This is a genomic window from Aquabacterium sp., from assembly GCF_004297345.1.
Classification (GTDB): domain Bacteria; phylum Pseudomonadota; class Gammaproteobacteria; order Burkholderiales; family Burkholderiaceae_C; genus Aquabacterium.
Window position 1 is genome coordinate 1 of record NZ_SCTN01000283.1, and the last position, 13,281, is coordinate 13,281.

Genomic DNA, 13,281 nt, shown 5'->3' on the forward strand with positions numbered 1-13,281 from the left:
GACACGGTCAGTGTGCTGGCTGGTGTGCGCAGCACTTTGCTGGCCTCGGGTGGTGATGTCACCAACCGTTGCTGGACCGGTGATTACGCTGGTGCCAACAGCACAGCGCCTGTGTGCAGCACGCCAGACCAGTTCTACCTGTTTGACAAGGTCCACCCGACGGCCCTGGTGCACGATGCCGTGGGCAAGGCCATGGCTTCTGCTGTGCCTGAGCCTTTGACCAGCGGCTTGATGATGATTGGCCTGGTCTTCACGGGCTTGGCTGTTCGTCGCAACCGTGCCGCTTGAAGAACTGGCTGATACGCTGGTTGGGGCGGTCTTGAGCCGTTGATGCCGAGCTGAGATCCCAGCGCCTGCCCGAGTTCGCGCTCAGGCAGGCGCTGCTGTTTTGGGCTTGAATTTGCAACTGCTGCTGACGCTGCATTCCCAGCAACGTGGCTTGCGCGCCTGGCACACGTACCGCCCATGCAGGATCAGCCAGTGATGGGCGTGCAGCCTGAAATCAGCCGGGATGCGCTTGAGCAATTTCAGCTCTACGTCCAATGGTGTCTTGCCTGGTGCCAGGCCCGTGCGGTTGCCCACGCGGAAGATGTGCGTGTCCACGGCCATGGTGGGTTCGCCGAACGCCACGTTCAGCACCACGTTGGCGGTCTTGCGGCCCACGCCGGGCAGGGCTTCCAGCTCTTCACGCGTGCGGGGAACTTCGCTGCCATGCAGCTCAATCAGCATGCGGCAGGTTTCCAGCAGGTGTTTGGCTTTGCTCTTGTACAAGCCGATCGTCTTGATGTACTCGCACAGGCCTTCCTCGCCAAGCGCCAGGATCTTTTCGGGCGTATTGGCCACAGGGAACAGCTTGGCCGTGGCCTTGTTCACGCCTACATCGGTAGCTTGTGCCGAGAGCAGCACCGCCGTCAACAACTCAAACGGCGTGCTGTAGTTCAGTTCTGTCTCAGGGTGCGGGTTGGCCGCTTGCAGCGTTTCGAAAAAGGCCTGGATGTCGGCCGGTTTCATCAAGGCAGTCATGGCTTGCTGGGTGGTTCGAAAGGTTTGAGCCCGCCGCAATCTGAGCTCAGCCATTTGGCGTGGTGCTTCATGTTCATGGTCTGCGTCTGGCCGTTGCGACTGGAGCGAATCTCCATGTCGCTGGTGTAGGCCTCGCTGCCCTGGAAGGTCGTGCTGCCTTCGCCTTCACTGGCGGGCTCCGTGCAACTGAACTTCCAGGACCAGGTCGAGCCTGATTGCTTCAGGGATGTGTTCTGGCAGCGTCCATCCATCTTCTGCCAGCGATTCTGGTTCAGCATGTCTTTGGTGATGCACATGCGCATGGCCATCCCATTGCTGCCGGGCGCCATCTGAAGGCCTCGGGCCTTCATCTGTGCTTCCATCTGGGCGCGCATCTCAGGCGGCATGCGCTTCATCTGTTCAGCCAGTTTGGCCGACATGTCTGGCAGTGGCTTGCCATTGATCATCTGGGAATCAGGAGTGACCTCCCACAGGCCTGGCTTCATGGGCGGCACGTCGGCAGCCAGGGCGATGGTCGGTGCGAGCCCGATGATGGCGGCCTTGATCAACTTGCGGGCGGTGAGGGCAGGTGGGCGAGCGGGCATGTGAACCTCCTGTTGTGCAGGGCGATGATGACACAAGCCGGCTGCCCGGCGCGCTGATCAAGCGCTGCGATCGCGCCGGATCTTCAAGGCCATCAGCGACATGCCGAGCAGGCTCAACCAGACCTGATGAGGCTCAGGTACGGACATGGGTTGAACAAGCAGGTTGCCAAAGAAAACCGAGTTGTTGTAGTACGGGGTGTTGGCCAGATTGCCTGGGTCGCTGATGCGAACGAAGTCAAGGGCCAGCACGCCTGCGTGTGCCGGCAATTGCGCTGGCAGGTCGGTGCTGGTCAGAAAGTCGTCTGCGCCATCGGCACCTTGCAGCCAGAAGAATCGCACGTTGTCCAGGCGGTAGTCGCCGATCTCGAACGTTGACAACTGCCTGGGATAGTTCGACGGGGTCGTGTTGCTGCCGACCTTCGGTGTTGGATCTGCCGTAATGTGGATGACATCCTGCACGCCACTGCTTTCTGGTCGGTCATTGCCGATGGCAACCGTGCCGTAGGGATCGGAGAACGAATGGCCTCCGACCGAGCCAGACAAGCCCGAGAAAGCCAGCGCTGGCGGCGTGCCAAGGTAGATGACAGCGGACTCGCCGAAGCCCAGTTCAAGCGCGTTGCCAAACTGACTGGCCTGCGGGTCATAGGTAAATTGGCCAGACACCGTTGCCGTTGTGCCCAACAGATTGGCGACTTCACTATAGGCCATGGCGCTGCCAGTTCCTGTCGTGAAAGTGTAGGTTGTGGGGGCGGCGAAGGTCAGGCTGGAGAGCATGGCCAAACTGGCGATGCCCATTGCTTTGAATGTCATGTGATCCCTGAATTGGTTTGGTCCCATCGTGAGTGTTCTATTGGCGTGATGGCGGGTCAATCCCGCGTTTGCACGCTCCGTGCGTCACTCAAAGCTCAGATCAACACGACGGCATCCGGCAGTTCATTCCGATTGGGTTCGCTCGTGAGCGGGAAGTGTTGCCGCATCAGTGCGCTCACGGCGTCTATGGCCTGGATCAGCCCGTCTTCATAACGACCGCTCTGCAGCGCTGTGGACAGTTGATCGGTGATCTCTTGCCAGGTCTGGCTACCAACGCGCGCATGCAGGCCGCGATCTGCCAGGATCTCGATGCGCTTATCGGCCAGCAGCAGGTAAATCAACACGCCATTGTTGTGTTCGGTATCCCAAACGCGCAACTGGCTGAACAAGGTCACGGCGCGGTCTCTGGGAGAGGTGCCATGCCAGAGCGAGGCCACCGGGAGACCGGCTTCAATGCACAGGCGCAACTCGCCCATGTGCCGTGCTTCGCTGTCGCGCACGGCCTGCTCCAGGCGTTGCAAGCCACTCGAGCCCAGCAACTTGCGTGCGTCGGCAGCGTCCAGCCAGAGGTGTCGTGTCCAGCGAGTGAGTGCATGCATGTTCACGTTCCTCACCAGTTGCCCGAGGCGCCACCGCCCCCGAAATCGCCACCGCCTCCGGAGGACCAGCCCCCGCCGCTTCCGCCGCCGCCCCAGCCGCCTCCACCCATGGGCGGGCCACCCCAGCCTCCCTGGCCACCACGCCTGCCGCCATTGCCCATGGCCAACGCCAGCATGATGGCGGCGATGCCTGCGCCGATGGCCAGGAAGAAGCTGGCCGTCACCACCCATACCAGCAAGCCGCCGATCGTGCCCGTGGCCAAGGCACCCAGCTTGCGCCCCAGGATGGCGCTGAGCACGCCGAACACGATGGGGATGCCGATGAGGCCAAACACCACCAGATCATTGAATTGAAAGCCTTCACCGTCGCGCTGTGCATGGTTGCTGCGCGATGATGACGTGGGCTCGGGCAGGTTCTCGCCCTGGATGCGTGCCATGAGCTGGTCCACGCCTTGGTTGAGGCCCCCCGCGTAGTCGCCCGCTTTGAAAGCCGGCTTGATGGCCTGCTCGATGATGCGGCTGGCAGCCAGGTCCGGCACGGCGCCTTCAAGCGCCTTGGCCACTTCGATGCGGATGCGTCTGTCTTGTTTGGCCACCACGATCAGCAGGCCGTCGCCTACGTCCCGCCTGCCGATCTTCCATGTGTCACCCACACGTTGGGCAAACGCAGCGATGTCCTCAGGCTGCGTACTGGCGACAAGCAGGACTACTATCTGCGTGCCGTGTGCCTGTTCAAAGCCAGACAGCTTTTGCTCCAGGGCTTGCGTCTGGGCTGTGTTGAGCGTCTGGCTCTGGTCGATCACATGACCACTCAAGGGTGGTACGGGTAGCACGTCGCCAGCGGTGTCTGCAGCCCATGCAGGCATGGGCCCCAGCAACAGGTTCAACGTCAGCACCCATGCGCCTAACAGGCCGAGCCACATCGCGCGCATCCATTGCGGATGGCGCAGGCCTGCGGACATGGAGCCAAGCCTCATGATGCGTGATTACTTCTTGCTGAAATCGATCGTGGGAGGCGTGGAGATCTGCGCTTCGTTCTGAACCGTGAACGTGGGCTTGACCTGGTAGCTGAAGGCCATGGCCGTCAGGTTGGTCGGGAAGCTGCGTGCCAGCACGTTGTAGTCCTGCACGGATTTGATGTAGCGGTTGCGGGCCACGGTGATGCGGTTCTCGGTGCCTTCAAGTTGCACGCGCAGATCCTGGAAGCCCTGGTTGGCTTTCAGGTTGGGATAGTTTTCCGTGACCATCATCAAGCGTGACAAGGCGCCAGACAGCTCGCCCTGGGCCTGCTGGAACTTGTTGAATGCTTCGGGGTTGTTGACCAATTCCGGCGTGGCCTGGATGCTGGTGGCTTTGGCGCGCGCTTCGACCACCTTGGTCAACGTGTCTTGCTCGAAGGCAGTTTCGCCCTTGATCGATGCCACGATGCTGGGAATCAGATCGGCGCGGCGTTGGTACTGGTTGAGGACTTCGGACCAAGAGGATTTGGTCTGCTCGTCCAGGCGCTGGAAGTCGTTGTAGCCACAGCCCGTGAGTGACACAGCAAGGGAGGCCGCGCTCAGCAAGAGCGCAGCACGACGCAGAGGGGAGGACACAGCGGTCATCGCGAACCTTTCAAGTCAACAAAGGCAGAGCCAAGCCTGGCTGCAAACCTGTAGCTTAGATCAGGTCGGGATGGTGATTTGCAAGAGGGCGCAATTCAGTGAGTGGCCAGGCTCAGGCGGCCTGGGCATCCAGCAATTGGCAGGACAGCACTTCGTGCGCACGAGACTTGGGATAACGGTCACGCACGATCTGGACGGCGCCCAACGGGGTATCGGCCAAGACTTTCAGAACACGTTTGACGGCCTGCTGAGAAGGTGTGATCACCACCAGAGTTGACACTTCAAAAAGACGCAGGGCAGGTTCAATCGCAAGGTTCATCAGGGCGCGCATCGCTTCTCCACTTCGTGGCCACCGTACTTAGGCTGGCCACCCTTTTCATCATGCATATTGCGGGCCAGAAATGACAGGGGGGTGACCCCATGATGCAGGGGTGTGGCGTCCATGTCGGGCCTCGCGTTAATCCCGATTCTCAGGGGGTGTCCCCGCGTTTGGATGGCGGAGAAACCCCCTGTTGTCGTCACGTGAAACGTCGTCCGTGCGGTGGCAACAAAGTGGTGCTGGTGCGTGTCAGCTTTGGTGCGATCGACGCGACATGCGCCTCAGAATAAACAGGCCTGTCAGCGCCAATGCCAGGCCTTCAGGTTCCGGTACGGCGGCAGTCAGTCCGATGTTCTGGATGGCCAGCACGCTGGTGGTGTCGTAGCTGTCCACGTCCGCCACCACAAAGCCGATCTTCATCGAGCCGGCCTGTGTGAACGTGTGGCTGATGTGTTGCGAGCCGCTGTCCAGCCAGGTGTTGTTCACCGTGCTGAGGCTGTCGACATCAGCCAGCTTGATGGCCGTGTTGCCGAGAATCAACCAGGCTGCATCAGGCGTGGGCATGGCGCTTGTGTTGATCTGCCCGAACAGTCGCCAATCAAAACTCAAGGTGTCACCTGCTTGCACGTTCACCGTGTTGAACATGGCCGAGCCCTCATAGGCGAAGTGCGAATTGGTCTCATCGTCCAGGCTGGCGCCGGGCAGGCCGATGGTCGCCGTCAGGTCGCCGATCTCCAGCGGGTTCTGGCCCGACAGGTTCAGCGCGCCCGCTGCCAGCGGGGCGTCGTCCACTGCATTGAAGGTGGCGGTGCCCAGCACGTAGCTGGTTTGCCCGAGAGGGATGCCGCCCAGTTGTGTGTTCTGGGTGACGTCACCGGCGGTTTGCCAGGTGGTCAGCGGTGCAGCATGGGCCATTGCGCTGGTCAGCGACAGAAGGCCGGCCGCAGTCAGTGTGCGAGAGACGGATGTGAGGATGGTGTTGAACTTCATGATGTGTCTCGTTGAATTACAGGACGAGGTCGCGAACCTTGACGATCTGCGCAGCAGTGACGCCGCGCAGCGTGACCAGTGGGCGCGCTGCGGCAGGGCCCGTTGCGCCATCCGTGTCGATGCGGATCTGCACACCGGCGCTGCTGTCGGTCAGCACGATGTAGCCATTTGCCAGCAGATCGACGCCTGGGTTGCTGGCACGCAGGCTGGCTGCGATCGCGCTCAGATCAATGCGGTCTTCGCCGGGTGTGAAGTCGGTGATGGCATCAAAGGCATCGCGCAGGCTGTTGTAGACAAACACATCGCGGCCTGCGCCACCGGTGATCAGGTCGGCACCTTCACCACCCGTGATGCGGTCATCGCCGGGCGTGCCGTTGATGGTGTCGCCCCGCGCTGTGCCAGTGATCTGTTTGACGAGGTTCAGGCCGATCAGCAGCGGGTCGTGATCGGACGAGCGATAGGGCGTGGCCGAGTAGTAGTCAGGCCCGCATGCGGCGCAGGCAGGCTGCTTGAACTCCAGGTTGTAGTCGATGACGAAGGGCTCGTCGGCATTCACATGCCATTCGATCGCACCTGTCACGAGTTGGTTGAACGCGGGCGTGGCCACGGCATGGTCGATGGCACCGGACTCGCCATCAAACACATACGAGTAGGGCAGGTTGCAGAAGCGCGCGGCCAGATCGGTGTAGCCCAGGTTGGTCAGGCTGTAGATCGGGTCTTCCTGGCTGTAGGCGTTGAAGTCACCCAGCAGCACCACGCGTTGGTTGCCCGTGCTGGCTTGAAGGTTGGTGACGAAGCTGTGGATGGCTTGCGATTCGCCCAGTCGCGCGGCATTGAAGCAACCCTGGCCATCGCCTTGATCCAGATCGGCACCTGAGGCACCCGTACAACCCTTCGACTTGAAGTGGTTGACCACGACCGAGAACTGCTCGCCATTGAGCGCCGAGAAGGTCTGCGCGACCGATGGGCGCTTGTGAGCCGGGTCCGTGTCGCTGATGGAGGCGCCAACGCGACTGAGCTTGGCTGGCTTGTAGATCAGGCCGACCTTGATGGCATCCGTGCCCACACCACTGAGGGGATCCGGCACGATGGCATAGGTGCCAGCGCCCATCAGGCTGTTGAGGCCATCCACGAGGTTCTGGATGGCGGCCGTGTTGTTCTGCAACTCCATCAGGCCCAGCACATCGGCATTCAGTGCGGTCAACTCGGCCAGCAGCTTGGTGCGCTGGCGGGCGAATTCTGCCGACGAGTCTGCGCCGCGGCAATCTGCCGTGGTGCCCGATGGTGCGCAGCCTTGGCCGCTTTGCCCGCTGGCCGTGTTGCCGTCGCTGAAGGTCGTGAAGAAGTTCAGCAGGTTGGCGCTCGCAATGCGGAGGTTGCCGCCGACCTCATCCGGCTGGGCGCTTCGTTGATTCACGCGCGTGAACGTCACAGCCGTAGTGGGATGGATCTTGTAGCTGGCCAATCCCGTGTTGTCGTTGGTGCTCAGGCCGTAGTCGATCACACCCGTCACGCTGTCCACCGTATCGCCAGCACGCAAGGTGTTGTCGGTACCGATGTAAGGCGTGGGATTGGGGTTCTGCAGCGAACTGCCATCATCCAGCAGGATCTGGCGTTGCGCATTCGACGCGGCCATGTTGGCTGCATCCACAGTGCCTGGGCGGAACTTGTTGGTCGGTTTCTCCAGACGGCCCGATGCGGAAAGCGTGACCTGGCCATAGCGACCCAGGAAGTAGTTCTGCGAAGCCGTCAATTGCGTGTTGACCGTGACCAGCATGCCTTCCAGTGCTTCCAGCTGAGCTTCAGGGGCCGGCAGCGTGATCACCGTTGGTGTGATGCTGTTGCCACTGCTGGTGACCACGATGTTGCTGGGCGAAGTCAGCTCGGTCATCGTATGGGCTGCGGTCAGCGCGTTTGTGGCAGCACCGGTATTGAACTCGGCCACCTTGCCGCTGAGCGTGATGGCCTGCCCTGCGGATACGGTCGGCGTGGTGCTCGTGAAGACATAGATGCCTTCAGATGTCAGTGGGTTGGTGTCTGCATTGGGGTCTTGCAGGAAGAAGCCGTTGTTGTTGGCCTTGGTGACCACGCCGCTGGTGTTCACGGTCTGCCCAATGAGCGCGCTGCTGCTGCCATTGCCCTGGATGTCATGGATGGCGGTCAATGGGCCGGTGCTGCCTCCGCCTGTGTTGCCACCCGAGCCGCCACCGCTGCCTGACCCACCGCCTGATCCGCTGCACAGCAGCACGGTCGCGCTGGTGTTGCGGGGGGCGGGGGCGCCTGCCGTGAAGTCGGTGGCGTTGACGTTGTTGTCAGTGCAGCCATTGCCCGCACGCAGCACGGCACTCGTGGCGCTGGGGGCCGCAGCCGGGCCCGTGCCTTCGTAGAAGTTGGCCGAACCGTAGCCCACCAGGTCGATGATCTGCGCGAGTTGCGCTGCGTTGCAAGTGGTGCTGCTGCCATTGCAGCTCAGGCCTGTTGTGCCGTTGATCAGGGCCAGCTTGCCTGCTGTAGCGCTGATGTTCAGGCCCGTGCTGCCGGTAAAGTCAACAGTGACGGGCAGGTTGCCGCCTACGGTGCTGGATGTGGCCAGGCTGACGAGGAAGTACTGACCGGCCTGCACGGTGACATTGGGCAGGCTCACCACCGTGTTGCCGGAGAAGTTGCCCGTCCCGCTAGCCGATGCGTATTGCAGGGACAAGCCCGACAAATTGACGGCACTGGCGCCCGCGTTGAACAGCTCGACGTAGTCGCTCTTGTAGGTGGGGCTGCCGCTGGTGGCGCCACCGCCGCCGTAGACCTGGCTGATCACCAGACCGGTGCTGGATGCCCATGCGGCACCGCTCAAGGCCAATGCGGCTGCAATGCAGATGGGTTGGAGTCGGTGGAGAGTGGAAAAGCGCATGACAAACCTCAGGCTGAAAGATGCCTGGCAGTTTGGCCATGTGGTGTTTCAGGCGCGTGGGGATCGTGCCTCGCTGGCGTGAGCCCTTGGGTTCAGCTTGTGTGGCAATGTCCGCTTGGGCGCGATGCCGACTGGATGGCTCAGCCTGCCTGACGCCGTGCGCGTGCCCTTGCCAAGGCAGCCTCAATCACGGCCCGCTTCTTGTCAAGTTGCTCAGGGTCTGTCAGCCTCGACTCTTCGGGCAAATGCGCCAGCTTGTGCTCAGCCTTGGCTTGCAGGCGTGTGTCATGTTCGGTCTTGGCGCGGGCTACGCGAATCTGGTGAAAGGCGTAGCGCTGGCGCGCCTGGTCGGCGAGTGATTGTGGCCATGCGGCCCAGCCCGTCGCTTGCGGGGCAGTGGTGTCCACGGGCTCCAGCGAGATGCAATCCACAGGACACACGGGGATGCACAACTCGCAGCCGGTGCACTGGTCTTCTATGACCGTGTGCATGTGCTTGTTGGTGCCGATGATGGCATCGACCGGGCAGGCTTTGATGCACAGCGTGCAGCCGATGCACCATGCCTCATCGATCACGGCCAGGGTTCGTGGGCCTTCCTGGCCATGTTCCTCGCTCAGCGGCAATTCGGGCAGCCCCGTCAGCTGGGACAGCCTGCGCACGCCTTCCGCGCCACCTGGCGGGCATTGGTTGATGCCTGCCTCACCTCTTGCAATGGCTTGGGCGTAGCCCTCGCAATCGGGAAAGCCGCAGCGCGTGCATTGCGTCTGCGGCAGGAGGGCATTGATCTGTTTGGCGTCCAGCATGATGGCGCCGGAGTGTACAAGCCCTGCGCCGCACCAGGCGGGCAGGGCCCTGGCTTACTTGTTGTGAGCCAGGATGAAGGCACGGATCTCCGGGTAGGCCTGTTCGCGCCAGCGGCGACCCGAGAAGATGCCGTAGTGACCAGCACCCACCACGTCGTAGTGCTTCTGGCGGGACTTGGGGATGCCTGTGCACAAGTCGTGCGCAGCCTTCGTCTGGCCAGCGCCAGAGATGTCGTCCAGTTCGCCTTCCACGGTCAGCAGGCAGGTGGTCTTGATGTCCTGCGGGCGAACAAGTTCTTCCTTGCCCTTGGGGTTGCGCACCTTCCAGGTGCCGTTGACCAGCGCGAAGTCCTGGAACACGGTCTTGATCGTGTCGAGGTAGTACTCGGCAGGCATGTCCAGCACGGCGTTGTACTCGTCGTAGAACTGGCGGTGGGCATCAGCGCTGTCGCCGTCACCGCGCACCAGATCCAGGAAATAGTCGTAATGCGATGTGGCGTGGCGATCGGGGTTCATGGCCACAAAGCCCGTGTGCTGCAGGAAGCCCGGGTACACGCGGCGCGAGGCACCCGGATAGTTCGGTGGCACGCGGTAGATCACATTGTTTTCGAACCACTCGAAGCTCTTGTTCATGGCCAGGTTGTTGACGGCCGTGGGCGATTTACGTGCATCGATCGGTCCACCCATCATGGTCATGGTGCGAGGCGTGGCTTCACCACGGCTGGCCATCAGCGAGACAGCCGCCAGCACGGGCACCGTGGGTTGGCACACTGAAATCACGTGCACGCCGGGGCCGACCTTGCGGATGAAGTCCTGCACGTAGTTGACGTAATCGTCCAGATGGAAGGGGCCCTCTTCCAGCGGCACCATGCGGGCATCGATCCAGTCGGTGATGTAGACCTTGTGGTCTTGCAGCAGCGTGCGAACGGTGTCGCGCAGCAGCGTGGAGTGGTGGCCAGACAGCGGGGCGACCACCAGCACGGAGGGCTGATCGCGCATCTTGTCGAGCAGCTTGGAGTCATCGGTGAAACGCTTGAAGCGGATCAGCTTGCAAAAAGGCTTCTCTTCAACGACCTGCTCCTGGATAACCACGTCCGTTCCATGCACGTTGACGTAATTGATACCGAATTCGGGCTTCTCGTATTCCTTGGTCAGGCGGTGGATCAGATCAAAGCCGGCCGACACTCGGTGCGCAGAGGGGATCTGGGCCATGGGCGACAGCGGGTTGCTGTACAGCTTGGACGCGGCACTGGCAAATTCGGAAAATGGACTGATCCAGGCGCGATTGGTTTCGTAGATCTGATAGAGCATGGCGGGGCCTTTTCGTCTGGTACTGCGGACACATGACCGTGATCACTCACGTTTTCATCAGCATGGTGCAGTGCAGCATAGTTGAGTTTTTCAATATTTGCACTTCTCATTGGCCAGTGAGCAAGGCAACAACAGCACGAACATCGTGCATTTTTGAGTCTGAGCAATCGATTGATGAGCTGCAACGACCTGTCGCAATACGTCCCTACTGAAATCGGGGGTATTCCCCCCGGACTGCGGGGGGGCAAATGTCAGGGTTGGCCCCTTGTCTGCGATAACGTTTATTTACGGGATCTTTCTCATTGTGCAATGCGGCAAGGTCCAACAAGCAGACCCAAGGGAGCCCTTTTCATGAGCACTTTTTCCGTGAACAAACTTGTTCTCACCCGCATTGCCAAGGCGATGCTTGTTGGCGCGACGCTGACCGCCTTGCAAGCCAGCGCCGCCTGGGATACCTACATCAAAGGCTCGTTCGGCCCTGTTGTGAACTGGCCTTTGATCCCGATCCACGTGGTGTTGCTGCCCGATGGCCGCGTGCTGGGCTACGGTACCGATGGCCAAGGCAACCAGACCGGGCAATTTACCTATGACGAGTGGGATCCGGCCAAGGGCACGGATGCGGCTTCGCACCTGACGCTGCCCAACACCACAGGTACCGATACCTTCTGCAGCGGGCAGATCGTGTTGCCCGCCAGCGGTGCGGTGCTGCTGACCGGTGGTGACAAGACCGTCAACAACGTTCGCAATTACTCGGTCAACGACGTCAACCTGTTTGACTACCGCTCGTCGGCCCTGTACTCGGCGCAGCAGCCCATGCAGTTTCTGCGCTGGTATCCCACAGTCTTGACCACTGCCGCTGGCGAAGTGCTGGTGCTGGGCGGCCGCATCGATCCCAATACGCCCGCACCCATCCCAGAGGTCTTTACCGAGGGCAAAGGCTGGCGTTCGCTGACGACGGCGACCAACGACGATGCGTATGGCATCAACAACTGGAGCTATCCGCGCGCCTGGCAAGCACCCAACGGCAAGGTGTTCATCGTCAGCCAGACCGGCGGCACGTTCTTCCTGGATCCTGCCGGTACCGGCAAGGTGGAGAAGGCCAGCCTGACCGTGCCCGTCAGCGATCCCTATCTCACCAGCCTGATGTATGCGCCCGGCAAGATCCTGTCGTTCCGCAAGCTCAACAAGGCGGTCGTGATCGACATCAATGGCGCCACGCCGACGGCGACCAACGTGACCGGCGTGGGTCAGGATCGCTATCACGGCTCGGCCACGGTCATGGCCGATGGCAAGGTGTTCGTGAGTGGCGGCTCGTTTGTGTCCAACGTGGCCAATGGCGTGGCCTACACAGCCAAGATCTGGAACCCGGCCAACAATGGCTGGACCACGGCGGCCACGGCCGTGAAGATGCGCCTGTATCACTCGGTCTCGATGCTGCTGCCCGATGGTCGTGTGCTCACGGCTGGTGGCGGGGCGCCAGGCCCGGTCGTCAACCTCAACGGCGAGATCTACACGCCGCCGTATCTGTACAAGCAGGATACGAGCGGCACGCTGGCTACGCGTCCAACCATCACCTCGGCGCCGACCACGGCCACATGGGGCGCACCCATCACGGTGACGGCAAACGTGTCAGGCATCAGCAAGGTCACCTTGGTCAAGACAGGCTCGGTCACGCACACGGTTGATTTCGACCAGCGTTTCCTCAACCTCAGCTACACCGCGTCGGGCTCGACCTTGAAGGTCAACATGCCCGCGTCTGCGAACGTGGCGCCTCCGGGCTATTACATGCTGTTCGTGTTCAACAGCGCTGGCGTGCCATCGGTGGCCAAGATCATCAAGCTCAATAGCTGATTCAATCTCCGATCGTCGCCAATGTGCCTTGACGCGCAGGCATGAAAAAGGGGCTCCGCGGAGCCCCTTGTCGTTGATGGCAGCGATCGCTCGCCACCGCCAGGCATTTACATCACGGCCTTGATGGCAGCAGCCACAGCCTTGATGTTGCCGGTGTTCAGCGCGGCCACGCAGATGCGGCCCGAGTCGACACCGTAGATGCCGAATTCGGAGCGCAGGCGCTGCATTTGCGCGGCGTTCAGGCCGGAGTAGCTGAACATGCCCTTTTGACGGGTGATGTAGCTCAGGTCGCCTTGCACGCCAGCCGCGCTCAACTCGTTGACCAGGGCAGTGCGCATCAGCTTGATGCGGTCACGCATTTCGGCCAGCTCGTCTTCCCACATCTTGCGCAGTTCGGGCGAAGTCAGCACCGAAGCCACCACTTGCGCGCCGTGCGTAGGCGGGTTGGAGTAGTTGGTGCGGATCACGCGCTTGAGCTGGCT

At 61.5% G+C, this 13,281-nt stretch carries 14 protein-coding genes; 2 read left to right on the forward strand and 12 right to left on the reverse strand.

Going from position 1 to position 13,281, the window contains the following annotated elements; all coding sequences use genetic code 11:
* A partial coding sequence (locus EPO09_RS09885) for a PEP-CTERM sorting domain-containing protein (protein ID WP_290642627.1) occupies positions 1 to 288 on the forward strand: 288 nt, incomplete at its 5' end.
* A gap of 81 nt (positions 289 to 369) precedes the next feature.
* Here the strand turns inward: EPO09_RS09885 and nth are convergent.
* The 11 genes from nth to EPO09_RS09940 form a co-directional block, all read right to left on the reverse strand.
* Positions 370 to 1,011: an endonuclease III gene (nth, locus tag EPO09_RS09890; protein WP_290642652.1), complete on the reverse strand. Its 642-nt coding sequence runs from the start codon at positions 1,009 to 1,011 to the stop codon at positions 370 to 372.
* Between the two features lie 8 nt (positions 1,012 to 1,019).
* Positions 1,020 to 1,607, reverse strand: coding sequence for a DUF3617 domain-containing protein (locus EPO09_RS09895; RefSeq protein WP_290642629.1), 588 nt, complete (start codon positions 1,605 to 1,607; stop codon positions 1,020 to 1,022).
* Between the two features lie 57 nt (positions 1,608 to 1,664).
* Positions 1,665 to 2,417 (reverse strand): hypothetical protein, encoded by a 753-nt coding sequence (locus EPO09_RS09900; RefSeq protein ID WP_290642631.1) that lies wholly within the window; start codon positions 2,415 to 2,417, stop codon positions 1,665 to 1,667.
* Positions 2,418 to 2,512: 95 nt separating this feature from the next.
* Positions 2,513 to 3,016: a TPM domain-containing protein gene (locus EPO09_RS09905; protein ID WP_290642632.1), complete on the reverse strand. Its 504-nt coding sequence runs from the start codon at positions 3,014 to 3,016 to the stop codon at positions 2,513 to 2,515.
* Positions 3,017 to 3,027: 11 nt separating this feature from the next.
* A complete protein-coding gene (locus EPO09_RS09910; RefSeq protein ID WP_290642634.1) occupies positions 3,028 to 3,978 on the reverse strand; it encodes a TPM domain-containing protein in 951 nt (316 codons plus the stop codon).
* Positions 3,979 to 4,002: 24 nt separating this feature from the next.
* Positions 4,003 to 4,620, reverse strand: a complete 618-nt coding sequence (locus tag EPO09_RS09915; protein ID WP_290642636.1) for a LemA family protein — start codon at positions 4,618 to 4,620, stop codon at positions 4,003 to 4,005.
* Positions 4,621 to 4,732: 112 nt separating this feature from the next.
* Positions 4,733 to 4,951, reverse strand: coding sequence for a hypothetical protein (locus tag EPO09_RS09920; RefSeq protein WP_290642638.1), 219 nt, complete (start codon positions 4,949 to 4,951; stop codon positions 4,733 to 4,735).
* 237 nt (positions 4,952 to 5,188) lie between these two features.
* Positions 5,189 to 5,929, reverse strand: a complete 741-nt coding sequence (locus tag EPO09_RS09925) for a hypothetical protein (RefSeq protein ID WP_290642640.1) — start codon at positions 5,927 to 5,929, stop codon at positions 5,189 to 5,191.
* A 16-nt stretch (positions 5,930 to 5,945) separates the two neighbouring features.
* Complete coding sequence (locus EPO09_RS09930) at positions 5,946 to 8,834, reverse strand: ExeM/NucH family extracellular endonuclease (RefSeq protein WP_290642642.1); 2,889 nt, start codon at positions 8,832 to 8,834, stop codon at positions 5,946 to 5,948.
* Positions 8,835 to 8,974: 140 nt separating this feature from the next.
* The gene (gene rsxB, locus EPO09_RS09935; RefSeq protein ID WP_290642644.1) at positions 8,975 to 9,637 is read right to left on the reverse strand and encodes an electron transport complex subunit RsxB; all 663 of its coding nucleotides are present in this window, start codon (positions 9,635 to 9,637) and stop codon (positions 8,975 to 8,977) included.
* Positions 9,638 to 9,691: 54 nt separating this feature from the next.
* A complete protein-coding gene (locus EPO09_RS09940) occupies positions 9,692 to 10,948 on the reverse strand; it encodes a polyhydroxyalkanoate depolymerase (protein WP_290642646.1) in 1,257 nt (418 codons plus the stop codon).
* A gap of 351 nt (positions 10,949 to 11,299) precedes the next feature.
* Here EPO09_RS09940 and EPO09_RS09945 point away from each other — a divergent pair, with 351 nt between their 5' ends.
* On the forward strand, positions 11,300 to 12,799 hold the full coding sequence (locus EPO09_RS09945; protein WP_290642647.1) for a glyoxal oxidase: 1,500 nt from the start codon (positions 11,300 to 11,302) through the stop codon (positions 12,797 to 12,799).
* Positions 12,800 to 12,906: 107 nt separating this feature from the next.
* Here the strand turns inward: EPO09_RS09945 and EPO09_RS09950 are convergent.
* A partial coding sequence (locus EPO09_RS09950; RefSeq protein WP_290642650.1) for an aminotransferase class I/II-fold pyridoxal phosphate-dependent enzyme occupies positions 12,907 to 13,281 on the reverse strand: 375 nt, incomplete at its 5' end.

Coding starts and splice junctions, on each gene's coding strand:
- nth (WP_290642652.1), bottom strand. CDS start 1,011: ATGAAACCGGCCGACATCCAGGCCTTTTTCGAAACGCTGCAAGCGGCC.
- EPO09_RS09895 (WP_290642629.1), bottom strand. CDS start 1,607: ATGCCCGCTCGCCCACCTGCCCTCACCGCCCGCAAGTTGATCAAGGCC.
- EPO09_RS09900 (WP_290642631.1), bottom strand. CDS start 2,417: ATGACATTCAAAGCAATGGGCATCGCCAGTTTGGCCATGCTCTCCAGC.
- EPO09_RS09905 (WP_290642632.1), bottom strand. CDS start 3,016: ATGCATGCACTCACTCGCTGGACACGACACCTCTGGCTGGACGCTGCC.
- EPO09_RS09910 (WP_290642634.1), bottom strand. CDS start 3,978: ATGTCCGCAGGCCTGCGCCATCCGCAATGGATGCGCGCGATGTGGCTC.
- EPO09_RS09915 (WP_290642636.1), bottom strand. CDS start 4,620: ATGACCGCTGTGTCCTCCCCTCTGCGTCGTGCTGCGCTCTTGCTGAGC.
- EPO09_RS09920 (WP_290642638.1), bottom strand. CDS start 4,951: ATGCGCGCCCTGATGAACCTTGCGATTGAACCTGCCCTGCGTCTTTTT.
- EPO09_RS09925 (WP_290642640.1), bottom strand. CDS start 5,929: ATGAAGTTCAACACCATCCTCACATCCGTCTCTCGCACACTGACTGCG.
- EPO09_RS09930 (WP_290642642.1), bottom strand. CDS start 8,834: ATGCGCTTTTCCACTCTCCACCGACTCCAACCCATCTGCATTGCAGCC.
- rsxB (WP_290642644.1), bottom strand. CDS start 9,637: ATGCTGGACGCCAAACAGATCAATGCCCTCCTGCCGCAGACGCAATGC.
- EPO09_RS09940 (WP_290642646.1), bottom strand. CDS start 10,948: ATGCTCTATCAGATCTACGAAACCAATCGCGCCTGGATCAGTCCATTT.
- EPO09_RS09945 (WP_290642647.1), top strand. CDS start 11,300: ATGAGCACTTTTTCCGTGAACAAACTTGTTCTCACCCGCATTGCCAAG.